The sequence below is a fragment of the Legionella pneumophila subsp. pneumophila str. Philadelphia 1 genome, assembly GCF_000008485.1.
Lineage (GTDB): Bacteria > Pseudomonadota > Gammaproteobacteria > Legionellales > Legionellaceae > Legionella > Legionella pneumophila.
This window is the reverse complement of record NC_002942.5, coordinates 2,511,569-2,537,458: the sequence shown is the minus strand read 5'-3', so window position 1 is coordinate 2,537,458 and position 25,890 is coordinate 2,511,569. Positions and strand designations below refer to the sequence as shown.

Sequence of the window (25,890 nt, the reverse complement as noted above, 5' to 3'; positions counted from 1 at the left end):
ATATGAAATTTATTGGCTCAAGTAGATTAAATAATGATCTAATTAGTCTGATATTATCACGCTAGAGGCCCGCTGCTGAAATGTTTTTATTTTGATCTTTTTCAACTTGTTTTTTTGTATCCATAGATTCAGTGAGCTTTTCCATCGCCTGCTCTCTTTTTTCCGGATTTGGCAATTTATTATGAAGTTGTTTTAAAAGATGAAACTTTGATTCATCCACTTTAGTTTGGCTTAAGTCCATTTCACTAAAGGCAATCAGAGTCAGATTGAATTCCGTAATCAGCGAGTCAGGGACTGGTAAACAAAAATCAGAGGCCAAAATGGTGTTAATTTCTTCAGCAAACGATGTTAATTGACGGTAACATTTTTGTTCTTGTGAGTAGTAGGAAGCATGTTCATACTCTGATTTTGTAGTCTTGATAAGCTTTTCAATGACTCTATCAAATTGGTTTTTTAAAATTTCCAGTTGGGATCCTGAATAATGGCTTTCAGAAGCTAAGGACTGCAGGTTATTCATCACCCTAAGCCAATATGATAAGCGAACGTAGTTGTAGGCCACATCATTGTAATGAATTTTTTCCAATAATGATTTGAATACATCCAAATTTTCATCATCAAAAACAATCCCGGCATTCTTAAATGTCTCAAGCATCGAATTAATCTCGGAATAGAATGGCTTGTCGTAATCATTCAACCAGCTGTAAATATAAGGTTTCGCTTCATCTCCTACCAACCTGGCAATGGAGCAATAATGACCCCAATCATGGGGTTTCCTCTCATGGAGGGTCTCATTCGCTTTGTTTAATACAGGCCTAAAGTAGTGTTTTAATTTGACATCTGGAATGCCTGCATTTTCGAGTGTCTTAAGTAACATGTAGCTTTCGTATAAATTCAGCCTTTCATTTGTGTAAGTGTCTATCAGTTTAGAAACTATCTCCAATAAGATTGATTCAATGTTACCCCTTAGGTGATTGTCCTTATCTATTAAAGTCATTATATTGTTTAGGTTAATCATCTGATGTAAGCCTGATTGCAATTCATATTTGCTCCCTGTAATGAAAGCACTTTGATCATTAATAACTTGTATTGCCAATTCATTCACTTTGTTGCGCAAGAATTGTATTTCTCCCTCTAAACCTAATTGCTGACATAGAATAAAGGCTTGTAAAAATTGATTTTTACACAAAAAATTCCTTTGATCAGTGCTGCAATGTTGGATATCAAGCGTCGTTGTTTTTTCTCTTAATGAGGTTGAGGCAATATCAGATAATTTGTAAGAAATGACTCCATCTGGGGAGTATATAAAGCGTAATAGATCATCCTTTATTTTATCAGAGCACAAATCTCTCAAACGAGGGCTATATTCTAGTGCTAAAAATGCTTCTTTTGAAAATGGAGATAATTGATTGTCTTGAAGTCTTTTGAAAACAGCCTCTTCATATTCTGCTATTATTTTTTCTTTAGCTTTGGCTATGGTATCAGTAATTTTCTCCCTTAATTCAACATTATAGCTTAAATCAGCTGGTTGATTCACTTTTGCCAATATATTTCCTTTTGTTTTGTACATGCTTAAAACTTTTATGTCTTCAATACTCATGTTATAAAGAAGTTCATCGTAAAAATCATAGCTATTATCTCTACCCATATGGGACAGAGCATTTCTCATGAAATCAGAACACATCTCCACCCACATATTAACAATATTCTCATCTGTTAATTTTTCTGTATCATAAGGCGTTAACTTATTCCTTAAGCCGGAATATTCGTAAATTGGTAAAAATTGGTTAGGGCCAAAGCGTTCGAGGAATAGTGTTTCACCCCTCTCTTGTCCATAGCGTTCATAATAAGCTTTACGAGTTTCTTCATATTGTCTTGCATACTGCTTCTGTAAATAAATGGCTTGCAAGAGAGGGGACAGGGGATGAGCTGGATTGAAATCATTATAGGCAATTTCATTTCCTATGGTTGGGTCATTAGTAAAGAAAATGGCATCGTATTTGTTAATGTCATATAAAAGTTCAACGTAATTTGAGCCAAGTTGCGTTTTTTTGCCAAATAAGCCCAATTTCATTTTATGATGAAGATCATGAAGTTCCCTTTCCAGAATTTCACGAGACTCTTTGTATTCTTTTTCTTGTAAATGGGCCAGATGGTTTTTTTGACCTCGGCCACTATCAAAATCCTCAGCTGAAATCCTCTTAATTTGACCTATATCCGGATTGAAGATCAACATGCCTGCAGCTGGATAGACTCCACTTCCATAACCGAGTATGGAGGTTGAGCGCAGCGGGTTTTTGTATTTGAGATTAGGTGCTTCTTTTCTGCTTTTGATGTTAATATTGTCAGAGCGCATGGATTTTCGCATTTCTCTTTCGGCCAATGTTTCATCTGTTAGAGTTGGTTTATTGGGTCTGGGTGTAGGCATGGCACTTGGTGTAGTAATGCCACGGGCCAGAACTCTCCCTTCTCTCAATGCCGCAGCAAGGTTTTCTCCAGCCATTCCTGCTGTTTCATCGAAGGGAGTAAGATTAACCAAGGTCATAGCCTGTAATTCTTCTAAAGATAACAGTTTTCCATACAATGTGCTGAGTATTGGATAAGCTTCTGACTGCATATCCCTGATTATGCGGGCATGAGCTTCTTCGTTTTCATAACCTGCTTTGATTTCTGCTTTTTTAGTAATGTGGGAATCACCCTGGCTATAGATGAGGCCTCTGGCTTCTATGACAAGTTCGGCCATTTCTTCTAATGCGAGATTGTTTTTGCTGGCTATATCCTTATAAAAATCAAGATAGGTGGCATCGTATTGATTTCTTGCCCTGATGATATCAAGACAATCGCAATCATGAATTATTTTTTGATAGATATTTTTTGCAGGAAAATCTCCTTCTTCATACTTCGCAAACTGCCAGAATAATTGACCATATTCGTCCTCAATGAGCTGAAAATAGCCATTTTCCGGACTCGGATCTTTGTTCGCAGTTGCCTCAGCTACAAATCTTGCTGTTTCTGCATCAATATGTAAAACACGTGTCAGATAATAGTATAAAAAGATAGCACTTTCATGATCCCATAAATCTTCATCATCTCCTTCTCGGGCCGAATCATGGAATAACAAAGCAATTTGAATGAGTTTGATGTCTGTTTCTGTTAAATTTTGGGCTTCCTCGTTACCATGTCTCCTGTATAAATTGGCAAATGCACATGCATAGTTTGCAGCTCGGGTAACATGTTGTATTCCGTGATGAAATCTAGCTATAGTTGATTCCTGGTGCGAGTCAGGATAGGAATAACGATAAATATTGTCATAAGCCCACTTGACATGATCGCCCAAATCATTTTCAAGATTTAAATCATTCGTTTCTAAAGAATCAAAAATTGTATATGGTATTCCTTTTGAATCGAGTAGTTTATGAATATAGGGAGGTTCCCACGTTTGTTCATCTTCGTAAGGCTCCTCATTTCCAGTAAGAATTTCTAAAGGTGATGGCTCCACAAGAGTGCTCTCTCTCATTGAGAAATCAATTGAACCCTCATTAAACATGACGTAATTAAATAATCCACGGGTTTTACCATTCTTGGATAGTTCGTTAAATCGCTCTCCTAATATCCCTAAAATATCCAGGCGAGTTGTTGATGTCTCTCCTTCTTGCTGGTAATCTGGACTCTCTTTTAAAGCATTTAATTTTTCGATAACAGTTTCTATTACATGTAAATTTTTTTGCGTCACTTTGGGTTGAAAAAACGGATGTTTGTCAATACGCAACCCAAAGCCTAAATACTTGGCAAGCTTATTCTCCTGTCCCCAGCTTTCCCTGCTCTGTTTTAAACTATTCAAAGTCAGAATCAAGGAATCTATTGTATTATTTCCCTCATATTTATGGCGTTCATAAAGCTCAATATATTCGTTCATTTTCATCGTACCAAAAAGATACTTTAGAATAAAATTATAGCAATTTTATTAATTATTGACCAAAAACTGGCCGTGAAGTAATTTAAAAGCTATTTAAGGAGTATTCCTGCTAACTAAAGTGGACTACAATTAAATTTGCCCGATTGAGTTGAGAGAACATCTTGGTTAATATGTCATTTAGTTATTTTTAATATATGCCTGAGATACTCTATAACCATGTATACTATAATTGTTTGCTTGTTTATCGCTATATTGCTACCTTATCTGGCAAAAGTTCCTGTAGCTTATGCCATGCATAAGGCGGGTGGCTATAATAATCGTTATCCCAGAGAGCAACAAGCTCGCTTGCAAGGGTTTGGCGCAAGAGCTCTGGCAGCGCATCAAAATGCTTTTGAGTCTTTACTGATATTTGCAACAGCTTCATTAACTGCATTGGCCACTAATTCAGTCACTTTAATGACCCAATATTTCGCTATCGCCTATATTATTTCCCGGCTTTTTTATCATTTGTTTTATTTGCTGAATTGGTCTTCCCTGCGCTCCACTGTATGGTTTTTGGGTGTAATATGCTGTCTCTCTATTTTATGGCTTAGTATTCCTTAAAAATTTTGGCAAGGTATGTCTTTATTCAAAAAAATTCACCGAGTGATGATTTAAGGCGCAAAAATCCATCAATTTAGCATCTAATTGGTTATAGACACTTACTCTTTGTCTTTGACTTTGTTATCTTAAATAAGAAGTTACAGATTTTTTACAAGGATGTGAATATGTCTGACTTACAACAATTGCCTAAGACTATCCTGAGATTTTCCTGGCATTTTATAAAAAAAAGTCCCTGGCTTTATGCTTTGTTTTTCATAGCACCAGTGGTGATGGTGCTTGAAACGAATGTGATTCCCTATGCTTTAAAAATGATTATTGATGGGATAACAAACCATAAAGGGGGAAAAGACAGCATATTTCAAGACATCGCACCGGCTTTGTATTTGGGTGGAGTTGCCTGGTTTGGTGTGATTCTGGTGTTGCGCTTGCATAATTGGTGGCAAGCCTACCTTGTTCCTCAATTTCAAGCCAATATCCGTATGACCCTATTCGGTTATTTAATACAGCATTCCCATCATTTTTTTTCTAATCAATTAGCGGGAAACCTGGCTAATAAGATAAGTGATATACCTCGATCATTGGAAGCCATTCGTAAAATCGTATCTTGTAATGTAAACACTACTTTTGCGGCAATTGTAGTTTCAATCGTTTTAATGTTAACCATTAATCCCTGGTTTGCATTCATTTTGTTAAGCTGGATCATAATTCAATTATTTATCAGCTTTTATTCAGCTAAAGAGATCAATAAGCTTGCTAGGGTGAATGCGGAAGATAAAAGTATTTTAAAGGGAAAGATCGTTGATTCTTTGAACAATATCAATACCGTGAAATTATTTGTCCAAAATGAGTATGAAAAAAAATACGTTTGGAAAACACAAAATAGAGAGGTTCAAAGTAATAAGCGCCTGGTTCTTTTTATCAATTTTTTTCGTCTTTTAGTCGATGTTCCTGTCAGTATTATGTTAATCGCCATGATTTATTCAGTCATCAGCTTCTGGCAAAGAAATTTAATCAGCACTGGTGACGTGGTTTTTATATTTGCTACTTCATTTGCCATTATGAATCAAATGTGGAGTCTCAGTAATTCGCTTTGTGATTTGTTTGTCGAAATAGGAATAGTCAAGCAAGCACTTGCCATATTATCCCAACCTATCGAAGTTCAAGATATAGCCAATGCAAAGGAGTTGAAAGTCACGCATGGTGAAATCAGGTTTGAAAATGTGACCTTTCGTCATAGAGATGGTCAGGTATTATTTACCAATAAATCGTTGGTCATCCCGGCTAAACAAAAAGTTGGGCTTGTAGGCTATTCCGGGGGAGGCAAAACAACATTTATCAATCTAATTCTCCGTTATTTTGATGTGGATAGCGGAAGGATATTGATTGATAATCAAGACATTAGCGAGATCACGCAATATTCTTTAAGAAAATCAATCAGTATGATTCCTCAGGATACCAATCTATTCCATCGTACCTTATTAGAAAACATTCAATATGGTAAAGAGGATGCTGACAGGGATGAAGTAGTAACAGCAGCTTCTTTAGCAAATTGCATGGACTTTATTCAGAATTTGCCTCAGGGTTTTAATACTATAGTAGGGGAAAGGGGTACTAAGTTGTCAGGGGGGCAAAGACAAAGAATCGCTATAGCAAGAGCGTTTTTGCATCATACTCCTATATTGATTTTAGATGAAGCCACTTCACAACTGGATTCTTTAACTGAAGAATGCATTCAAGAATCCTTGCAACCATTATGCGAGGGAAAAACAACTATCGTTGTAGCACATCGGCTTTCAACCCTCCTTAACATGGATAGAATCCTGGTTTTTGATAAAGGAGCAATAGTAGAAGATGGCACACATCAAGAGTTGATAGAAAACAATGGATTATATAAATCCATGTGGGATGCGCAAACCTCAGGTTTCTTGCCTGTGGAACAAGAAGATGAGACTGAGCTAGCTAAAGAATTTGACCGGCCTTATTTGGCGCAAGTGTAATTTAACCAAAAAACAATTGTCGTTCAAGATGAACCAAATACGCCCGTTCCAGGTAGAGGCTGATCTCTTACCTTGAATTTGATTGCAAGCCGACACCCATCATCTGGGTGTCGACATTCACTTCTAAACACGGTTTCTCAAAATAATTTTTCAAAAAAATACACTGGCTTTGTCTTTGCTATCATTGGTCATAAGCTTGGATCTGTTGCTTTTGGAGGGCCAGCTATAAAGCGACGATTACGGGCAAATTTCGGGAAAAAAGGTCCAATCTTAACAATAAAATCATAAGCCATAAGAAGGGCTCCCAAGGCAAATACGACATCTCCCGGAAAACGAAGCCATTGCCATAATAATGTGGTGTTATAGAACTCAAGACTTCTGGCATAGGATAGTCCATGTTCATATACTGCCATTAATTGTGACCAGCCGATCGGGAAAAAATTCAGGACAATCCATAAAAAGAGACCTGCATTATATAACCAAAAGGCATAAACACCCAATCTATCACTCCATGCCTTGCTTTCACCAGCAGCATATCTCAGGCAAAAATAGATTAACCCGAGAGCAAGAAGCCCAAATGCGCCAAATAAAGCAGTGTGGGCATGATTTAAAGTCAAGAATGTTCCATGCTCGTAGTAATTAATCAGTGGCGCATTAAGTGTACCTCCACCGAACACACCGGCACCAACAAAATTCCAGAACGCAGCTCCCAATATGTAAAGATAAGCAAGATTGTAGGTAAACATCCCCTGCCTTTTAATTAATTGTCGATGCTGAATCGCATCAATAATAAGAAGAACCAGTGGCAAGACTTCGATAAAAGAAAACATGGAACCTAGCGGAATCCAAATTTCGGGAGTACCTGTCCAGTACCAATGATGACCAGTACCTATTACCCCACCTAGGAAGATTAAAATGGATTCAAAGAATACTGTTCTCTCTGCGGCTTTTCTGGAAACCAAACCAGTTCCCATAAGTACGTAGGCGGTGGCACAAGCAGCAAAAAACTCAAAGGATTGTTCAACCCATAGATGCACAACCCACCAACGCCAGAAATCCGTTATGGTGAATGATTTTTCAATTCCTGTTAAGGGGATCATCCCAAAGCAATATAAAACAGCGACATTGATAGTGCTGGCCCAGAACAGGTTTTCAAGTTTGATTCGACCTGTCCAGAACTCAATGGTGGCATTTTTTAATCCTTCCCACGTAGGCCACATGCCGCGGAAAACAATGAAGCTCCAAAGAAACAATCCAATGCAAAACCCGATTTGCCACAGTCTTCCTAATTGTATGTAAGACAAACCTTGATTGCCCAACCAAAACCAGGTTTTATCAATATACCCCATAATCCCCAGGTAATTGCCAAGGATGGCTCCACCCACTACGAGCAAGGTGACATAAAACAGGAAGTCAACTAAAAATCCCTGTCCTTTGGCTTCCTTACCGCTAATGATGGGTGCCATAAATATGCCTGCACTTATCCATGAAAGCCCAATCCAGATAATGGGAGTCTGGATATGGACGTCTCGAAGGAAATTAAAAGGCAGCCAAGTATTGACATTAATACTATAGAAGCTTTCGCGCTCAGCATAATAATGAGCCATGATGGCTCCGACCGCGATTTGCAGCAAAAGAAACAACGCGGCTACAAGGAAATATTGACCTACTTTACGCTGGCTTTGAGTTAGGGGTTTGAAACCTGAAAAAATAGGTTCCATGGGTCCATGATCAACATCACTTAAATAGCGATGATAAATGTAGAGAACCGCACCAAATCCCATAAACACAAAGCAAAATGAAATCCAGGTCCAATAAAACGTCCCTGATGAAGGGGTATTGCCAACGCTTGGCTCGTATGGCCAATTATTGGTGTAAGATATGTTTTGATTTGGGCGGCGAGCTATCGTTGTTAAAGAGGAATAAATAAGAAAGTTTGCGGTTTGAAGCGCGGTATCAGGATTTAAGCTATAGGCCTGGGTATAACCCGCCATAAAATTATGATTCAATAACGATTGACTGATTTCAGCCTGTAATTGCCGTATTGAGGTGGCAATTGCCGGTGTCAGGATGCTCGTTTTTTTATTGAGATTAAGGCGCTGCAGTGAGTTCTGCATTTCTTTATTAATAACGAATTGTTCACTTTCTGTTAATTCAGAATAGGCTTTATTAAAACGAATTTTTGCCAATTCTTCCTGAACCAATTCTCCCAAACGCACCAGATATTTTGCCGTGTAGTCCTCACCAAAATAGGATCCCATACCGTATAAACTGCCATAGTCCATTAAGTCAGCGCGTTGAAAACCTGCTTTTCCTTCCACGATGTCTTGTGATGTCATCACCGTTTCGCCTGTAGAGGTCACAAAACGGTCTGGTAAAGGAGGTACCAATTGATAGGTTTTAACAGTGCCCCAGATGAGGATTAGAAAACAAAGAATGGCAGTGACTAGTAAAACCCATTTTAAAACATTAGTTATTGGGTCAAATGAGTGATCCTTTTGAACAGGTGTTTCATTTGCAATAGTATGCATCAGGCTATCCTTAGCGGAATGGTTCAATTCGGCATTGATTATAAAGAGGATCTTTACAAGAAACAATTCATGTTAGCTACAAAACTGACTCTTAGAAAACCATACATCTCCAGTACCCACAGGGTTAATCCTTGTTGAATAGTGTCTGCTTCTCAGAAAGAAGATGCGGTTCTTTTATAAGGAAAAGTAGTGCATAAGGCATAATTGATGACATAAAACAAAACACTGCAACCGAGCGACAATAACAGAGTATTTTTAAATAGCAATAATATTAAAAGTACCAATGTTGCGCGCGATATTTCCAGGTAAAGAGTATTGCTATGGCCATCTGCAATTCGGCCAAGGGTATAAAGTGTCAATAAAATTAATGCGCCAATCAGCCAGGATGTGACCATGGCGGGATCAAAAACAAGAGAGAGATAAGTATATAATAACACTGCAAATGCAGTATTGGTTAACATATAAATCCCAGGTGAGGTCGTATTTTTTTTAATCGTTGTTTTTTTTGAGAGAGGGGATTTTTCTTGTTGCAAGCGATGAATGATCCATTCTGGCGGCATAAAGAACGCGCGTAACACATCCCATTTACTTTTTAGCCCTTTACCATAATACAGGATATCTTTAACCACTTTGATGTTGGCGTAAAAAGGGTTCCATGAATCCAGGGGTTCGGTGACTCCATAATCAGCCGGCGCTTCTTCTGGTTCAAAAGTGCCGAACAGTTTATCCCAGATAATCAGGCTTCCCGCATAATTTTTATCTATGTATTGAGGGTTTTTGCCATGATGAACTCTGTGATGAGACGGAGTATTAAATATTTTTTCAAACCAACCCATTTTCCGAATGGATTCAGTATGAATCCAGAATTGATAGATGGTATTGACAGAGGCGACAATGACAAACATCCAGGTTGGAAAACCAATCAGAGCCAAGGGCAAATAAAACACCCAGGAAGTTAATGTCTGGAAATAGCCCTGTCTTAAGGCAACAGATAAGTTAAAGTGCTCACTTTGGTGATGGACCGAATGACCTATCCAGAAGAAACTGTTTCTGTGGCTTACTCTGTGGTACCAGTAATAGAAAAAATCAACCCCGATCCATAAAAGTAACCAGGAAAAAATCGATTGAGTATTCACATTAAAAATAGCGTAATGCTCATATAAATAATAGTAACTATAAATAATCAGGCCCTTGATGGGGAGTGCGCCAATTTCTTCAAGGATACCGCTGCTGAAATTGTTGACCGAATCATTCAGTTGATAGACACCGGATTTTTTATAATAGGCTACCCAAGTTTCAATTCCTATGAGGATCAAAAAAAGAGGTGAGGCAAAAACCATTAAATTTATATCCATAAATATCCTTTGAACAGTGATAGACGCTTTGCAATAGGTATTTTCTATTTTGCAGACGTTGAGGCCAATGCCTTATTTTCTAATACTTTTGTTTTGCTTGTAAATAATGATATTGTTATCAGCCTTGTTAGAAATCATTCTAAAGGATATTTGATGCATCAGGAACATCCAGGCCAAACCGATACCCCAAAAATAGATCCTTGGTTAATATTTGTCATATTAATGTTGATGGCTTTGATGCAAACAACAACCGATCAATACATTCCTTCTCTTCCAGCGATTACCACAGCATTGAACAGCACTGAGGCGTCTATTCAGTTAACCATTTCTATGTTTATGTTGGGTTTAAGCCTATCTCATATCTTTTATGGCCCCTTGTCAGATAAAATAGGACGCAAACCTCCGTTAATGTTCGGTGTTGGGCTAAGTATATTAGGTAGTTTGGTTTGTTTTGTTGCGCCCAATGTCAGTGTGTTAATCTTGGGTCGATTTCTTCAGGGGTTTGGAATTGGGTGTTGCAATTCAGTGGGGCGATCTTTAGTGAGAGATTTATTCACCGATCGTTTGCTGGCTAAAATTGGTTCTTATGTCGGTGTTGTCAGTATTTTTATTATGGCAGCCTCACCCACTTTAGGAGGATTTATTCAGGAGATGGCTGGGTGGAAAGCCAATTTTATGTTCTTATTTGTTTTTGGAATCCTTGTTTGGCTTTTAGCATTTTGTATTCTTCCTGAAACGAATAAACACTTAAATCCTGAAGCTACAAAAATCAAAGTGATGGCGAAGAATTATTTCACCTTATTACGTAGCAAGATCTTTGTGGGATATACAATGTGTGCTTGCTTTGCTTTTGCGGGAATGGTTTCTTATCTTACGATTGCGCCATTTTTATTTCAAAATACCATGGGATTGAGTCCCTTGGAATTTGGACGTTTAACTTTTTTTATTGCGGGCGCCATCTGTTTTAGCGGGATTGTCAACAGTCAGTTGGTCATGCGTAAAGGAATATCCTTTATGGTTTGTACCGGTGTTCTTTTTATGATTGTCGGTGGTTTAAGCCTGTTATTAATTACGATACTGGGTTGGTCACAAATCTATTTTATTATGATTTCAATGACATTATTTAGTGCTGGCGCCGGATTTACATTTATTAATGCCTTTGCCGGTGCGTTTCATCCTTTTCCGCAAATGGCTGGAACGGTTGGGGCTTTATATGCCAGCATGCAGGATTTAAGTGCAGCATTGACCAGTGGTTTTATTGCGGGAATTAAGGGGTATGGTCAATATTCTTTAGCTATAATATTACTGATTTTAGGTTTAAGTTCTTTAGTGGCATGGTATTATCTTGGATTGCAAGATGACGCTATTTCAAATTAAGGGGTATTAATGAAAATTACCGATGAAGAATTGAAAAAAATTATCAGCAAATTATCTGGCTCTAAAGCCGATGAAATTCAAGATGATACGGCCCTAATAGAAGATTTGCATTTGGATTCTTTAAAAATTGTTGAGCTTTTGGCTATCCTCAGTGAAGAATATCAATTAGAGGTCAGTGAAGAAGACGCGATGAATTTTCATACTTATAAAGATTTGTATGATTTTACGCAAGCTTGATTGTTGCCAGTTATTCCATTTTTTGTAGTAAGAGTTGGGGCATTTTGATCCAGGGCCGCCAATCTAAAATTGCTTATTCGTATAGATCAACTATCCGTTCGGGCTGAGGAAGCGCTTAAGCGCTGTCTCGAAGCCTTGTTATTTTTTTCGTAAAGGCTTCGAGACGGCGTAAACGCCTCCTCAGCCCAAACGAACAAGGACAAGGGATTATCGAAAAAATTTCAAAGATTATCTTATTTATTTTTATATAAAATTGAATTTGTTAAATTAGAATTTGCTAATCGTTTCCCTTGACCATGGGGTTTTTCGCAAGTCTCGACCCAAACAATTCCTGAAGCCAAATCAGACAACTTCCAATAAAGAACAGGCTGCAATTCCTCCTCCACCTGCTGCCACCAAAAGTACCTTTTCTCCAGATTTTATTTTGCCATCCGACCTCAGTCGATCCAAAGCAATGCCTACACTGGATCCTGAAGTATTTCCTGTTTCTTCAACAGTTTTTATCGTTTTTTCTTCAGGAAAACCTAATTGTTTTGCTACCGACAAAACCAGATTTTTATTTCCCTGATGAGGAACAAGCCATTGGATATCAGAGATTGTCAGATTTAATTCTTTTAGAAAATCTTTGGCGCTATCTGCCATTCCATGCACTGCTTTTACAAATAAAGCAGTACTTTCTTTTATGGTAATGTAAAATTGCTCATGATCATTGCAAACCGCGGCGGGCAAGCGGGAACCTCCTGCCGGAGTTGAGACGGCATCGTATACTTCACCGTCAGCAAACAACGCAGACGCTATAAAGCGAAAATCAGCTTCTTCTTTATCTTGAGAAACACAACATGCTGCTGCTCCATCACCGAATAAGACACTGGTTGCAAAATTGTTTTTATTTAAGAATTTGGAGCGAATTTCGCTAGCTATGAGCAATACCGAACCATCATTGGTCTGTGCTAAAGCAGCACTGGTATGCAAACCGACAACAAATCCGGCACAGGCAGCCCCTATATCAAAAGCCCCTGCGTTTTGTAGGCCAAGTCTGTATTGTACGAGAGGACTGCTTGGCGGGGAGGGGTAATCCCCTGAGATAGTGGCCAGGATCACTTGGTTCACTTTATGTTTTTCCCTCGTTTTTTCCATAAACAAATGTTCTGCCGCTCGCACAGCCAGATCGCTACAGGCTTGATCCTCATTTACCCAATGCCGGTTTTTAATTCCAGTTGAAAATCCAATCACGGTTGGATTTTGGGTACTGTTCATCCAATTGAGAACATCTTGGTTGCTCATGATTCTCTCGGGAAGCGCAACAAAAGGGCCTTTTATATAGATGGGTTTTTCACAACGGAAAAAATTCATGACAACAATCCTTCTGAACGCATTAAAGGCAGACCACCACTGACTGTTACAACTGATCCCGTCATAAACGAGGTTTTTGACAAAAGTGGATCAATGGCTTCCGCAACTTGAGTTGGTTCACCCATAGTGCCCTGTGGAATAATTTGTATTACTTTTTCTTGATAGGCTGGATTTTTCCAAAATTGCTCTGTTCTGGAGGTTTTAATTAAGCCTACGCGTACTATATTAGACAAGATATTGTTAGCACTATAATCAACAGCCAAATTAAAAAATAATCCTTCTAGAGCAGCCTTTGCCGTACAATAAACCGGATATCGACTGGTGCCAGCTGTTGCTGAAAGACTTGAAATGAGGACTAGTCGCCCAAATTTATTTTTTAGCAAGGCAGGTAATAAACGATGAATAAGCCAAATGTTGCCATTGAGATTGTTATCCAGGTAAGTACGAACAGCGTGATAGGGCAATGCATGTAATTTACGCAGTTGGGTGACCCGAGTGAACGCATTTAATATGATGCCATCGAGTGGTTCTTTTAAAATCAATTCCAAATCGGCCTCACAAGCTTGAGGATCTGAAAAGTTATAAATGAAACCCGTCACGTCAATGTTCTGTTGGCGGTATATTGCGAGAGTTTGATTAAGACTGATGTCATTAGAGCAGGTAATGATGATCTTATCGCCTGATTCACTGCGTCGTTTCGCTATGGCTTGGGCAATATCAGAGGAGCCGCCAGTAATAAGGATATTCATTTTGCCCCCAGCTCAATGAGGTATTGTTCAATAGTATTGATCGATTCGTAATGTTCTTTCTCGAGTGGAATGACAGGGATTTTAATTTCAAATTCACGTTCCAACTCAATGATTAACAAGGCCAGCATCAAACTATCCAAGCCCCCTTGCTCAAGTTTTGCCTGTTTGTTTTTAGGAAGATTGGTAAGACCAATTCGTTCCAGTACTTGTTCAATTCGATTACTTAGCATTATTTTTTTCCTTATTATCTAAACCATCAATATTCAAAACCAACGCTTTTCTATCAAGCTTCCCATGTTGATTTCTGGGTAGGGATGACATGAGCTGTAATTGAATAGGCAATTTCCTGGGTAGTAGATGCGTTTGTATTTTTTCTATTAAATTTTGTTCAGAAATGGAAGAAGGCAGCGATTTTTTTTCGATACAGACAATTAATCGTGTCCCATATATCTTGTCTTCCTGAGGGATAACAATGGCCTCTTTTATTACATCAATTTGGCAAATTGCTTGCTCGATCTCAGAGAGGTTAACTTTTTCTCCCCCAATATTAACAAGACTGTCTCGACGTCCTTTGATTGCAACTAACCCATTGGGTAATATTTCCGCAATATCTCCTGTTGATAACCAGCCATTTTGTATTTTAGTACTGTCTTTTTCACCAAGATAACCCAGCATCATTTGAGTGCCGCTAATTAATAATTCATGTTCAGCAGAAAGTTTGACCTTCCAATCGCCAACAGGATAACCTGCATAATTTTCTGTGAATAAAGGATCCTTACTGGAATAAGTCAGCACTCTCGGAGATGCTTCAGTTAAACCGTAATTGTTATAGATGATAGCGTTAGGAAATATTTGTTTCAAATCCGCTCTGAGTGTAGTGGATAAAGGAGCGCCAGCAGAAACAATCGCGTTAATTTTGGCTGCGCTATCAGGGTATCGTTTTGCTATGGCATTGATAGCTACCCAGTGAGAAGGTACGCCACTCCACATTTGAGGAACGGTACCTTGCTCCATTAGCATTTTAATGTCTGTAAAATGAGTGATTAGTCGAGTGGTCAGGCCAAACATTAAACCAGGGAGCAATTGGCCCAGAAGGCCAAAAGAATAGGATAAAGGTAAAAAGAGCAATTGATCTTGAACTTTTTTAAATTCCAGCGCCTTTATGACCGCATGGCAGTTGGCTTTTATGTTGATGCTTGATAGTTGAACTGCTTTGACTGCTCCTGTGCTTCCTGAGGTGAAGAGAATAAGTGCTGTCTGGGGATGGGGCTGGATCGTCTTATTTTCACATATTTCCTGCAATTCCCCTTCTTCATTTATCATTACGGCATTACCTAAAAGAGAAAGCCGTCTTTGCTTTTCTTCCTCTGAAATGGAATTGGGGAAAAGGGCAATGGGGCGATTTGTTTCCAAACAGGCCAATAGTTGAATAATAAATCCAATCTCAGGTGTTGCATGGAGGACAATGATGGTTTTTGGAAGTTTCATGAGTTGCTTTGAATTTGCTAAAACTTCATGCCTTAATTCATCAAAGGTTATTACTCGATTGCCCTGAGTGATTGCTACTTTATTTGGAACATCTGGTGCCAAAAACAGCATGGTTTTATTCCTCAATTTTATTGAGTTGCCAGGTAGCCACTATTGGCAGAGTTTTATCCAAAAGATGTTTTCGACAAAAATTCCTGCGAATTTTTCCGCTGGTAGTATGTGGCATTGCTTTAAGAGGAATCAGGACTATAGTATGTACCTCCAATTGGTGGTTTTCGTAAACAAGCTCAAAAATCTCATTGAATAAATTGTCTTGAGCTACGTCATCCATGAATCGATTTTTTACTTCACACATCACAGTCAGTTTATATTCATGCTCCTCCTGAATCACAAAAGCAGCGCATTTGCCCAATACGTGATGGAGCGGAGAATGCATCAGGCTGAACTCTATGTCCTGAGGATAATGATTTTTACCATAAATAATAATTAAGTCTTTAATGCGTCCAGTAACGTATAACTCATTTTCATGGAGAAAGCCCAAGTCCCCGGTTCTTAAATAGATTGCGCTACGCTCATCGTCTTTAATTTTTCCTGCGAACGCATGCCTTGTTTCTTCGGGTTGATTCCAATATCCTTTGGCGACACTGTTACTTTGTACCCAAATTTCACCAACCTGGTCAAAATCACATGGGATCAAGGTATCAGGATCTATAATTTTAACTTCTTGAATGGGATTACCACTGCTGACTAACTTGTAACTGCCTGGACTGTTATCGTCTGCAAAATGCACGCGATGATCTTGAAATTGTTCTTTGGCCAGAGTTAATGTTTTGTATGAACTTCCTGGTGTTCCTCCCGTCACTAACAAAGTGGCCTCAGCCAGGCCATAGCATGGATAGAAGGCTTCTTTACGAAATCCAAACTCTTTAAATGCCTGATAAAAATGTTCCATGGTTTCTTCTCGTACTGGCTCAGCACCGTTGAAAGCAGTCACCCATGAACTTAAATCCAGCCCTTCTTTTTTTTCTTCCCTGATTCGTTTGACACAATAATCGTAAGCGAAGTTAGGGCTTCCACTGATAGTTGCTTTGTATTTGGTAATATGTTTTAACCAGGAAAGCGGGTTTTGTAAAAATGAGAAAGGGGACATCATGATTGCCTGAATTCCACCATAGATGGGGGTCAGAATGCAGCCAATCAAACCCATATCATGATGTGGGGGCAGCCAGCTGAAAATAATGGTTTCATCATTCATATGAAAAGAGGTAAAAATTTTATTCAGATTATCCAGTAAATTATGGTGGCTTACCATCACTCCTTTAGGGTGCATGGTTGAGCCGGAAGTGTATTGCAGAAACGCAATGTCATTGCTCTTAATGGAGGTTGGTTGCCAACTACTACTTCTGTTTAACTCAATGCTCTCAAGCGCAATAGCAGGAATTTTCAGGAATTTGGGATTTGTATTTAATTCGTCTGCGGTGAATTTTTTGATGTGATCCGCAATCATCAGTACTATGACCGGTTTTGAGTTGGTAACTATGCGTTGTGCCTTGTCCAATAATTTTTCTTGGGCTGGTGGGTAAATGGGTACAGCAATGCAGCCTGCATAAAGGCAGCCCAAAAATGCCTGGATAAGGGGTAATCCAGGTGCAAACAATAACAAGACCCTATCCCCAGGTTTTGCTCCTTCTGCTTGCAAAGTTGCCGCAATTGCTTTGGCGTGTTGATCCAGTTGCTCATAAGTCATCGTCTCTTCCAACTCTTTGTTCAGAAAAGTACAGCTTTTCTTGTTAGGGCTGTGTAAAGCACGTAACCTGACGACGTCAACCAGAGACTGGCACTGCAAATATTCTTTTTTCACTATAAAACACCTTAATTGCTATATGATGCTTTTTGATAGTTTAGGACTTGTCCCGCATAGGATAGACCACCACCAACACTCATCAGGAGAATTTTCCCTGATCTGTCAAACAATTTTTCCTCAACTGCCCTTGCTAATGTGTAGAGAACTGATGCGCCACCTATATTGCCTATCGTATCAGCATCCCAGATTATTATTTTGTTGTTTAAATTATTTTCATGAAGTACTTGGTCTATTAATTTTCGATTGACCTGATGGGGGATTACCCATGTTATCTCGTTTTTTTCCTTTTCTGTTGGCAATAAATGATCAAGCATTTGCATGTATCTGGAATAGGCTAATTCTTTCATTAGGGTTTCATCACCCACCAGATGATAACCAACCGAATCGATTTGCTCATGAGTTGGCGGGAATACCCCTTGAGTCGTAAATGCGTTGACGTATTGACCATCAGTAGAAAAAAAACTCTTTTCAATGGTAAAAGACCCCTCCTTGCTTTTTTCTAAAAGTAAGGAGGCAGCTCCATCAGCCAAACCTATCCAGGTTTTTTCATTCTCAGGGTCAATCACTTTGGAAAGTGTTTCAGAGCAACAAACCAATATTTTTTGATAACCCAAAGCCATCAATGCGTAGGCAAAATGCAAGGTCGATAAAGAAGTGGAGCAACCGGTTTTTAAATCGTAAGCGGGCGCATTCAACTTCAGGTTTCCAAGTACAGCAGCCGCTTGAGATCCCGTAAAGCGTTTATTAGTTGTCGAGCCTAAGAGAAATGCGTCGACATCTTTTGACATACTGTGGGTTATCAGTTTATCTACTGCTTGCATAGCTAGTGATTCGGAAGACAGTTCTCTTGAATTATCGAGTGATTCCCAAGGTTTGTGGCACCAGTATCGAGTATGAAAGCCAAATTCTTCGCCTATTTTTTCTGCGAATTTTTCGAGAAAACCTTGAGACTTATCTGCAGTTCTCGGAAAATTCTTTAAAATTTCCAGGTTTGTGATAGGGCCTGATGCAGGCAGAATCCTTGATGCGCCAGTAATTTCAAATTGTATGTTAGGTTTTAAGATATTCATAAAGTGGCCTTATCTTGTCTGGAGCGCATAGAGGTTACAATTATTGAAATTACACTCTTTCTATCCTGCCAGATCAAGAATTTTTATCTTTTTCATATAAATAGCTCTAAACTTATACAATTAAGAGTAGCCTATTTTGGGAATTAAGTTATTATGGATATTGATCAAATTTCCAAGTTACAAAGTCTCAGATTCCAAGATTTAAATATTGCAAGAGGAAAGAGGTATGTCTTCCCAACATACAGATAAGACGTTAATTAAATGGATAGATAATTTAATTGATGAACAAAGCTTTTTACCAATAGGTTCTGAATATATTCCAGATAATAATCTTCATTCCCTTCCTGGCGCTGAGGTGATTACCGGATTAGCCAAAGTGAATCAAAGGCCAGTAGCGATTTATGCTCATGATTCTTCAGTCAACAGGGGGTATGTTACCCGACAAGGCGCTAGAAAGATTATTCATTTAATGGATAAGGCGGAAAAATTACGCATTCCTATTGTTGCCTTTTTAGCATCTCCCGGGGTTTCTCTCGAAGAAAATTTGCTGAGTGGCGACGAATACACTCAAATTATTGCTCGAAATATTAGACTGTCAGGAATTATCCCACAATTTGCAGTGATACTGGCACCCACTCTTGGAGCTCCGGCCTATTCTGCTGTGTTAATGGACTTATTATTTTTTAACAAGCATAGAAGCTATCTTATGGTGACTAGCCCTACGGTAGTACAACAAGCCATTAGTGAAAAAGTGACTATGGGCGAGCTGGGGAGCGCAACACTGCATGCAACGACAACGGGTATTGCTGATTTCGTGGACGATAGTGTTACCGCACAAATAAACCATGTGAAAGCAATGCTTGGCTTTTTTCCTCTACATACCAATGAACGTCCGCCAGTTCATCCTATCATGGAGCCTAATCACCCCATTCCTGATATTCCTGCAAATCCGAGAATGCCATTTAATATGCTCAATTTAATTCAGGCTGTCGTGGATAATTCAAACGTTATCCAGTACAAAAGGACTTATGGACAGGCGATGATTTGTGCTTTTGTGCATATACATGGCTTTGCTGTTGGGGTCGTCGCTAATCAAAGCATTCGTTACAGCGGAGCCATCGATTCCGATGCAGCTCAAAAAGCAGCCAAATTTATAAGAATATGTGATGCTTATTCTATTCCAATTTTGACTTTTATCGATGTTCCCGGTTTTATGCCCGGTAAAAGAGAGGAGCAAAAGGGATTATTGCAGCATGGTGCAAGGTTTTGCGTAGCTATGCAAACCAGAGTGCCAAGGCTAAGTGTCATCGTGCGTAAATGTTATGGAGCGGCAGCCTTTCTCATGATGCAAACCAAATCACAGAATGGCGATTTGGTTTTGGCTCTGGAAACAGCAAATCTTGGTGTCATGGGGAAGGAAACAACTAATAAGGTGCAAGCCATGGATGGTCAACCAGTACAGGAATCATCACAATCCCAATTGACAGAAAAGTCTCAAATTGATGATTCCCTCATGGAGGCTTATTCATTGGGCTTGATTGATGAAATTATCCAGGCAGCGCAAATTCGCAGTCGTCTTGCCTCCCATTTGGAGTTTTTATATAGAAGCATGGAAACCATGCCCCCGGCAAAACACTCTATTGTATAAGGAAAATAATGACCTCTTATGAAAATTTGATACAACTGTCTGAATTTTTTGAGTCATGCCTGGGTAATCCTCTGGAAAACAATTCCCCTGTTAATTTTCAACAAATTTTGCTCGCTGATGAGCAGGAAGTATTAGCTTCGTCAGCAATAGAATTTATTAAACAATGGGGGTATTTGGACTATACCATACCTCATTATCTAGGGGGTAAGCTGAGTTCCCTGGATGAGCTATATACCTTAACCAGGTTGTTGGCCAGACGTGACATCACGATGGCTATTATGTTTGGATTGGCTTTCTTTGCTGCATTGCCAATATGGATAGCTGGAAACTCAAAGCAAAAGAAACATTTGAGTGAGAGCCTTCGCCAGGGAAAGATAGGTGCTTTGGCTTTGACCGAAGAAGAGCATGGAACTGATTTGACTTCCAATAAGATGAATGCCAAGCCAATTGAAGATGGCTGGGAAATTTCGGGGCGAAAATGGTGTGTTAATTTTGCAACCTTGAGCGAGTACGCTGTGGTGTTGTGTCGTACTAATGAAAAGGGCGGGTTATTAGGTTTTTCTTTGTTTTATATCGATAAAAAATTAGCCGAAAAGGGTATTTCTCCTACGCCCAAGCTGCCGACTCATGGAGTCAGAGGGTTAGATATCAGTGGTTTTTCTTTTGATAAAGTGAAAGTATCTAAAGACGCATTAATAGGGAAGGAACAACGTGGTTTGGAAATAACCTATAAGGTATTCCAGATTTCGCGAACCTTATGCGCCTGTTTGGCTATTGGGGGCGCTGATACTGCTTTGAGGCTGGCATTATCATATAGCTTGGAAAGACAACTGTATGGCAAATCAGTGTTTGAAATACCCGCAGTAAAACAGCGGCTTGGCGAATTGTTTACTCTTTTATTAATCGCGGATTGCACTGCTCAGGTTATGGTTCGCGCCTGTACGGTAATACCGAAAAAAATGAGTCTTTGGTCAGCAATTATTAAATTTCTTATTCCGCATATTGGAGAAGATATAGCAGAACAGTGTGCCATTATTCTAGGTGCCAGAGCTTATCTGAGAACCACGCAATGGGCGATTTTTCAGAAAATAAGACGCGACATTCAAGTGGTTGGCTTGTTTGATGGAAGTACTCAAGTTAATTTATCACTTATTGCTGGTAATTTGTTGCCTCAGGCAGGCATGCGGGGTAAACATCAGGCAGAGCATTCCGAAAAAATTGAGAAAATTTTTAATGTTCGTTTGTCTTGTCCTCCTTTTAAGGAGGATAGACTCGGTTTGTTTACTCATGAGGAAGATGATGTATTGGCTGGTATCATGCGTTTAAACTCACCTGCAATCAATCCACTGATTACTACAATACGTCATGAAATTGAAAAATTGGATCAGGAAGTTATCCATTTACATGATCAGAAATTATTTGACCCACGCAGCTTAACTGTTTTTCGTTTGGCAGAAAAATATTGCTGGATTTTTGCAGCCAGCTGTTGTTTGCAGTTCTGGCACTATAATCAGGAGATACTTTCTGATGATTTGCAAAATACAGATTGGCTGGATTTAGCTATGCAGTTAATTCTTAAGCGATTGAATTCATGTTCGATGATTGATAGCTTGTTACAAGAAGCTATGAGTGAGCGTTTGTATTCTTTTTATCAGGAAAAACAGCTGTTTTCTATTATGCCAATACATATTGCGGGGTAATGAAGGATGAATTGGAAAAGGTTTTTAATTGCTGCCATGACAAAGAAAAAATACCAATTTTTTCTGAATGATACCAAACATCCTAAAGAGGCCAGAGAACGATTATGGAATTCAGAAATTGTCCCGTTGCTGAAAAAATCATCTTATTGGCAGGAATTATTAAAAGATCAATCTTCTATAGTTCTTAATGATTTTGGAATTACAGAATATGAAGATTATCAGGAAGGATTGTTGGCAGCCCAGCATTCTACTATCCAACCTTTTAATGGTGAGGAATTGATTTTTTGGTCAGAAACTTCAGGAACATCAGGAGTTAGAAAGTTTTTCCCTATAACAGATTCATTTCAGAAACAATTTCAGCGTACAATGGCCCCGTATATTTACAGTCTAACTCAGCGATTCCCCGGCTTTTTTAAGGAAAAAATGTTGTATCTTGTCGCGGTAGATACTCATAAAACGACTCCTGCCGGTATTCCTACGGGATGGATTAGTAATTTTAATTATCGTCATTTGCCTTCCTTTATTAAAAAATTTTATGCCATGCCTGATGAGGTTTTTGCCAGCCATGAAGCATACAACCAGTGGGGACCCATCTATGGTTTGGCTTCTGATTTAAGTGCGGTATTTGCGGTGACGCCGATGGTAATCGATGCTTTTTATCAACGCTGCATCGACGGTTTTAAAGACTATCTTCCTTATTTATTGGGAGATAAACTTCTTCCATCACATCTTCCACCTCTCAAAATAACCCGGAAACGACGAAGACATTTGCAGGCTTTAGCCAAGGTTGACCATCTCTCATTCAAACAACTGTGGCCATCACTGGAAATGGCTGGATGCTGGACCTCTGGTCTTTGTGAGTATCCCGCTCAGCAATTACAAAAATTGCTGGGTTCTGAGATTAAACTGGTAGACGGTACTTATTCGGCAACCGAGGGGTGGTTAACAGTTCCTGTAGAGACTAACAGCGTGGGTGGAATTTTACATCCAGGTGCCCATATTGTGGAGTTTATTCCAGAGGGGGCGGCAATTGAAAAAGAGAATCTTTTACAATGTTGGGAGTTGGAAGTAGGGAAGAAATACGAAGTATTTTTGACAACAGCTATGGGATTTGTTCGCTACAGACTCAAAGATATTGTGAAATGTACCGGATATTTGAATAGTTCACCAAAGCTTGAGTTTTGTTATAAAACTCAACTTCTGAAATTGGAAACCTGCTCAATTACAGGCAAGGAACTGCAAAGTGCAGTCCAGGCAACCCTGATCAACCTAGAGCCTTATTGGTATTTTGCGCGCAATAGTGTTGGGAATCGTATTGTTTTAGTGACTGATGATGAGGCAGAGATTTCTGAGTTACCACTGAAAAAACTGCATGAGCAATTAATCCATATTAGCCCGACTTATGCTCATAGTGTGGAAACCGAAGAAGTTTTGCCCGTGACCTTGTTGCAACTTCCAAAGGAGAAATTATTAGCTGGCATGCATGGGCAAACCAAACCGAAATTTATCTCTCAGGAGGTTATTGCTGAGAGATAACATACCTGAAAATAAAGCTTCAACATATCGACTGAGTGACAAATGTAAACAGGCCCTGAAAGAATTTATCATTGTTGTTTAAATTATGACGATTGTATCAAACAATAGGACAAATGGAATTCAAAAAACAATCAATTGATGAACGAGCATAAGAGGACTTTTGGATCCTCTTGCTTCTAAAATGCATGTTTTGCTTAGGCGCTTCGTTTGGGTGAAGGGCTTTCTTTATCGGAGTCCGGAGTATGAGGATGTGCTCCAGTAAAAAAACGACCGAATGATGCAATGATTGCAGTGAGTATCCTATTGCTTTTTCGGGGTTTTTGCTCTCTGCTGCCATGGGTAGCAAAGACTAGAGCTTTCTCTGTAGCCTCTTTCCTGGAAGAAGCCTCTCTTTTTGGTGTTGCAGGCAATGTGAGAATGGGTGTGGGAACGATGGTCAGTTCGGTTAGAAGTTTCTTGCTTGGAACCCCAAGTTGACCGTAGCGATTATCCCCGCAAGCCGCCAGTATGGGACGATGGTTTTTATCACGACCTGAAACAAAAAGGCTGCTGTATTTTACTGTCACGGAGTCTATGCAAACTATCTCTTTGGGCAGTTTGATGGGTGTGAGTAGCATTCTGTTTTTTGTATCCCCACAGCCTAGTTGACCGTAATTATTAAGTCCACAGGCTGCTATTATCGGATTCTTGTGCTTATCTCTTCCCAAAATCACCGTATGGTTATCACTGATTTGCACCGACTCAATAGAAACAATGTCTTTGGGGAATTTGATTGGATAAAGAGTTGTTCTGGTTTTAATATCACCGCACCCAAGTTGACCGTGATTATTTAGCCCACAAGCAGCCAATATTGGTTTGTTGTTTTTATCGCGACCTAAAATTACAGTGCGGCTAGTACTGATTTGCATTAACTCAATGGAAACGATGTTTTCAGGTAATTTTGCTGGGGTGAGTGCTGTTTTATCTTCAGTGTTACTCCAACCCATTTGGTTTCTTTCATTCCATCCACAATAGGTAAGTATCGGTTTATTGTCTTTATCGCGACCTAGAACTGTAGTACGACTGGTGCCAATTTGTGCTGATTGGATGGAAACGATGTTTTCAGGTAACTTGACTGGGGTGAGTAATGCTCTTTCCTTTTTATCCCCACACCCTAGTTGGCCTCTATCATTCCATCCACAAGCTGCCAGTACTGGTTTGTTATTCTTATCGCGTCCTGAAACAATTGTATGCCAATTCATCTGTAAAGTATCTATGGAAACAATTTCTGTAGGTAATTTCATTCGGGTGAATGTTGTTTTATCTTTTATGTCTCCACAACCTAATTTACCCAAGTGATTGCTTCCACAGGATGCAAGTACTGGTCTGTTATGTTTATCATGGCCTAAAATCACAGAATGGAAAATGTTGATTTCTACTGATTCGATGGAAGTGATGTCTTCTGCTAATTTGACTTGGGTGAATAATGCTCTAGACTTATAGTCTCCACAACCCAGCTGACCTTTATCATTTAATCCGCAAGTCGCTAGTATCGGCTTATTGTCTTTATCACGTCCCCAAAGCACTGCATGGAAAAGACTGATCTGCACCGACTCGATGGAGGCAAATGATTCAGGGATATTGACAGGGGTGAGTGCTGTTCTAATTTTCGTATCCCCACAGCCTAATTGACCGTCTTTGTTTTGTCCGCAGGCGAGTAAGAGTGGTTTGCCGTGGTATTGGGTTAGAATGAAGGTATTGACGCCTGAAGAAACGACCTTAAGGGGGGCGTGTTCTATTTTTTTTATTATTTCTTTTGGGGGGGTACCTTCTTTGAAGAAGCGATTTAAGCGTTTGTCGACTTGCATGAGGTTGAGTAATTCATGGTCAGGAAGATATTTTGCGAGATGAAACCAAACGTCTTTGGGCGTGTCTTTAATGAGTTGAGCCATGTGTTCTGGATTGGGTTGGCGATTAAGTTCACGAGGTTCTTTCATGATATATATTTTCCATTAGTTAAATTATGTGAGTAATTATAAAAATAGGATTAAAGTAACCTATCTTAATCCCATCATTTTCGATAAACTCGTTGTAAAGCATCAATAATTGTCTGTTGCTCGAGGTTAGATCTGAGATTAATAAAATCTTTCGTCCTTATTTCGCACAATGTTTTGATAGCAGTTAAATTTTCACCAATCCATGGAGTTCTGAATGCTGGGGCTGAGGGTGAGCGTGCTCCGCCTAAACCTGAGCGCCCACAATAGACTGCATAATTAATTCCTACCAATTTTTATTGTCCTCGGGTGTTTCTAACAAATCAAGTTGTATTTTTAGTTCTTTAATGAGGGTATTCTTGAAGTCAAAATGTTTTTCTCTCATGGGCTTGCCATGAAGTTTATAAGTGACTCCATTTGCATTGACTTCATCGTACTGAAAAAGCAATTCTATTAATATTTTTTTGCCCTTTTCAGTATGATTTAGTCAATTTTG

Annotated in this window: 17 protein-coding genes; 7 read left to right on the top strand and 10 right to left on the bottom strand. The window is 39.1% G+C overall.

What is annotated here, in order from left to right; translation table 11 throughout:
• Positions 1-61: 61 nt before the first annotated feature.
• Positions 62-3,919, bottom strand: coding sequence for a lpg2239 family Dot/Icm T4SS effector (locus tag LPG_RS11255; RefSeq protein ID WP_010947948.1), 3,858 nt, complete (start codon positions 3,917-3,919; stop codon positions 62-64).
• Positions 3,920-4,129: 210 nt separating this feature from the next.
• Here LPG_RS11255 and LPG_RS11250 point away from each other — a divergent pair, with 210 nt between their 5' ends.
• Both LPG_RS11250 and LPG_RS11245 read left to right on the top strand, forming a co-directional pair.
• Positions 4,130-4,516 carry an MAPEG family protein gene (locus LPG_RS11250; protein ID WP_010947947.1) on the top strand — a complete coding sequence of 129 codons (387 nt, stop codon included), beginning with the start codon at positions 4,130-4,132 and terminating at the stop codon, positions 4,514-4,516.
• Between the two features lie 164 nt (positions 4,517-4,680).
• Positions 4,681-6,513: an ABC transporter ATP-binding protein gene (locus LPG_RS11245; protein ID WP_015444166.1), complete on the top strand. Its 1,833-nt coding sequence runs from the start codon at positions 4,681-4,683 to the stop codon at positions 6,511-6,513.
• Positions 6,514-6,701: 188 nt separating this feature from the next.
• Here the strand turns inward: LPG_RS11245 and LPG_RS11240 are convergent, their stop codons facing one another.
• Together LPG_RS11240 and LPG_RS11235 are read right to left on the bottom strand one after the other, a co-directional pair.
• The gene (locus LPG_RS11240) at positions 6,702-9,044 is read right to left on the bottom strand and encodes a nitric-oxide reductase large subunit (RefSeq protein WP_015444167.1); all 2,343 of its coding nucleotides are present in this window, start codon (positions 9,042-9,044) and stop codon (positions 6,702-6,704) included.
• A gap of 152 nt (positions 9,045-9,196) precedes the next feature.
• Entirely contained in the window at positions 9,197-10,399 is a 1,203-nt protein-coding gene (locus tag LPG_RS11235) for a sterol desaturase family protein (RefSeq protein WP_010947944.1), read from the bottom strand.
• Between the two features lie 153 nt (positions 10,400-10,552).
• Between LPG_RS11235 and LPG_RS11230 the strand changes: the two genes are divergently transcribed.
• Together LPG_RS11230 and LPG_RS11225 are read left to right on the top strand one after the other, a co-directional pair.
• Entirely contained in the window at positions 10,553-11,776 is a 1,224-nt protein-coding gene (locus LPG_RS11230) for a multidrug effflux MFS transporter (RefSeq protein WP_025862417.1), read from the top strand.
• A 9-nt stretch (positions 11,777-11,785) separates the two neighbouring features.
• Positions 11,786-12,013: an acyl carrier protein gene (locus LPG_RS11225; RefSeq protein WP_010947942.1), complete on the top strand. Its 228-nt coding sequence runs from the start codon at positions 11,786-11,788 to the stop codon at positions 12,011-12,013.
• 342 nt (positions 12,014-12,355) lie between these two features.
• Here the strand turns inward: LPG_RS11225 and LPG_RS11220 are convergent, their stop codons facing one another.
• The 6 genes from LPG_RS11220 to LPG_RS11195 are packed head-to-tail and all read right to left on the bottom strand — an operon-like array spanning position 12,356 to position 18,537.
• The gene (locus tag LPG_RS11220; RefSeq protein WP_010947941.1) at positions 12,356-13,366 is read right to left on the bottom strand and encodes a 3-oxoacyl-ACP synthase III family protein; all 1,011 of its coding nucleotides are present in this window, start codon (positions 13,364-13,366) and stop codon (positions 12,356-12,358) included.
• Positions 13,363-14,115, bottom strand: a complete 753-nt coding sequence (locus LPG_RS11215; protein ID WP_010947940.1) for an SDR family NAD(P)-dependent oxidoreductase — start codon at positions 14,113-14,115, stop codon at positions 13,363-13,365. The genes LPG_RS11220 and LPG_RS11215 overlap by 4 nt, the downstream gene beginning before the upstream one ends.
• Entirely contained in the window at positions 14,112-14,345 is a 234-nt protein-coding gene (locus LPG_RS11210; RefSeq protein ID WP_015444171.1) for an acyl carrier protein, read from the bottom strand. The genes LPG_RS11215 and LPG_RS11210 overlap by 4 nt, the downstream gene beginning before the upstream one ends.
• Entirely contained in the window at positions 14,335-15,714 is a 1,380-nt protein-coding gene (locus LPG_RS11205; protein WP_015444172.1) for a class I adenylate-forming enzyme family protein, read from the bottom strand. The genes LPG_RS11210 and LPG_RS11205 overlap by 11 nt, the downstream gene beginning before the upstream one ends.
• Positions 15,715-15,718: 4 nt before the next feature.
• Positions 15,719-17,464, bottom strand: coding sequence for a fatty acyl-AMP ligase (locus tag LPG_RS11200; protein ID WP_010947938.1), 1,746 nt, complete (start codon positions 17,462-17,464; stop codon positions 15,719-15,721).
• Between the two features lie 11 nt (positions 17,465-17,475).
• Positions 17,476-18,537, bottom strand: coding sequence for a 3-oxoacyl-ACP synthase III family protein (locus LPG_RS11195; protein WP_010947937.1), 1,062 nt, complete (start codon positions 18,535-18,537; stop codon positions 17,476-17,478).
• A gap of 226 nt (positions 18,538-18,763) precedes the next feature.
• Here LPG_RS11195 and LPG_RS11190 point away from each other — a divergent pair, with 226 nt between their 5' ends.
• From LPG_RS11190 to LPG_RS11180, 3 genes are read left to right on the top strand one after another with little or no spacing between them, the layout of a single operon-like run.
• A complete protein-coding gene (locus LPG_RS11190; protein ID WP_015444173.1) occupies positions 18,764-20,185 on the top strand; it encodes an acyl-CoA carboxylase subunit beta in 1,422 nt (473 codons plus the stop codon).
• Positions 20,186-20,193: 8 nt separating this feature from the next.
• On the top strand, positions 20,194-21,885 hold the full coding sequence (locus LPG_RS11185; protein WP_010947935.1) for an acyl-CoA dehydrogenase: 1,692 nt from the start codon (positions 20,194-20,196) through the stop codon (positions 21,883-21,885).
• Positions 21,886-21,891: 6 nt separating this feature from the next.
• Entirely contained in the window at positions 21,892-23,421 is a 1,530-nt protein-coding gene (locus LPG_RS11180; protein WP_010947934.1) for a GH3 family domain-containing protein, read from the top strand.
• A 194-nt stretch (positions 23,422-23,615) separates the two neighbouring features.
• On the opposite strand, the gene ppgA is transcribed toward LPG_RS11180, so the two are convergent.
• Positions 23,616-25,397, bottom strand: coding sequence for a Dot/Icm T4SS effector PpgA (ppgA, locus tag LPG_RS11175; protein ID WP_010947933.1), 1,782 nt, complete (start codon positions 25,395-25,397; stop codon positions 23,616-23,618).
• Positions 25,398-25,890 lie beyond the last annotated feature (493 nt).

What these genes read in the sequence shown, in the direction of transcription:
- LPG_RS11255 (WP_010947948.1), bottom strand. Translation starts at nt 3,919, where the DNA reads ATGAAAATGAACGAATATATTGAGCTTTATGAACGCCATAAATATGAG.
- LPG_RS11250 (WP_010947947.1), top strand. Translation starts at nt 4,130, where the DNA reads ATGTATACTATAATTGTTTGCTTGTTTATCGCTATATTGCTACCTTAT.
- LPG_RS11245 (WP_015444166.1), top strand. Translation starts at nt 4,681, where the DNA reads ATGTCTGACTTACAACAATTGCCTAAGACTATCCTGAGATTTTCCTGG.
- LPG_RS11240 (WP_015444167.1), bottom strand. Translation starts at nt 9,044, where the DNA reads ATGCATACTATTGCAAATGAAACACCTGTTCAAAAGGATCACTCATTT.
- LPG_RS11235 (WP_010947944.1), bottom strand. Translation starts at nt 10,399, where the DNA reads ATGGATATAAATTTAATGGTTTTTGCCTCACCTCTTTTTTTGATCCTC.
- LPG_RS11230 (WP_025862417.1), top strand. Translation starts at nt 10,553, where the DNA reads ATGCATCAGGAACATCCAGGCCAAACCGATACCCCAAAAATAGATCCT.
- LPG_RS11225 (WP_010947942.1), top strand. Translation starts at nt 11,786, where the DNA reads ATGAAAATTACCGATGAAGAATTGAAAAAAATTATCAGCAAATTATCT.
- LPG_RS11220 (WP_010947941.1), bottom strand. Translation starts at nt 13,366, where the DNA reads ATGAATTTTTTCCGTTGTGAAAAACCCATCTATATAAAAGGCCCTTTT.
- LPG_RS11215 (WP_010947940.1), bottom strand. Translation starts at nt 14,115, where the DNA reads ATGAATATCCTTATTACTGGCGGCTCCTCTGATATTGCCCAAGCCATA.
- LPG_RS11210 (WP_015444171.1), bottom strand. Translation starts at nt 14,345, where the DNA reads ATGCTAAGTAATCGAATTGAACAAGTACTGGAACGAATTGGTCTTACC.
- LPG_RS11205 (WP_015444172.1), bottom strand. Translation starts at nt 15,714, where the DNA reads ATGCTGTTTTTGGCACCAGATGTTCCAAATAAAGTAGCAATCACTCAG.
- LPG_RS11195 (WP_010947937.1), bottom strand. Translation starts at nt 18,537, where the DNA reads ATGAATATCTTAAAACCTAACATACAATTTGAAATTACTGGCGCATCA.
- LPG_RS11190 (WP_015444173.1), top strand. Translation starts at nt 18,764, where the DNA reads ATGTCTTCCCAACATACAGATAAGACGTTAATTAAATGGATAGATAAT.
- LPG_RS11185 (WP_010947935.1), top strand. Translation starts at nt 20,194, where the DNA reads ATGACCTCTTATGAAAATTTGATACAACTGTCTGAATTTTTTGAGTCA.
- LPG_RS11180 (WP_010947934.1), top strand. Translation starts at nt 21,892, where the DNA reads ATGAATTGGAAAAGGTTTTTAATTGCTGCCATGACAAAGAAAAAATAC.
- ppgA (WP_010947933.1), bottom strand. Translation starts at nt 25,397, where the DNA reads ATGAAAGAACCTCGTGAACTTAATCGCCAACCCAATCCAGAACACATG.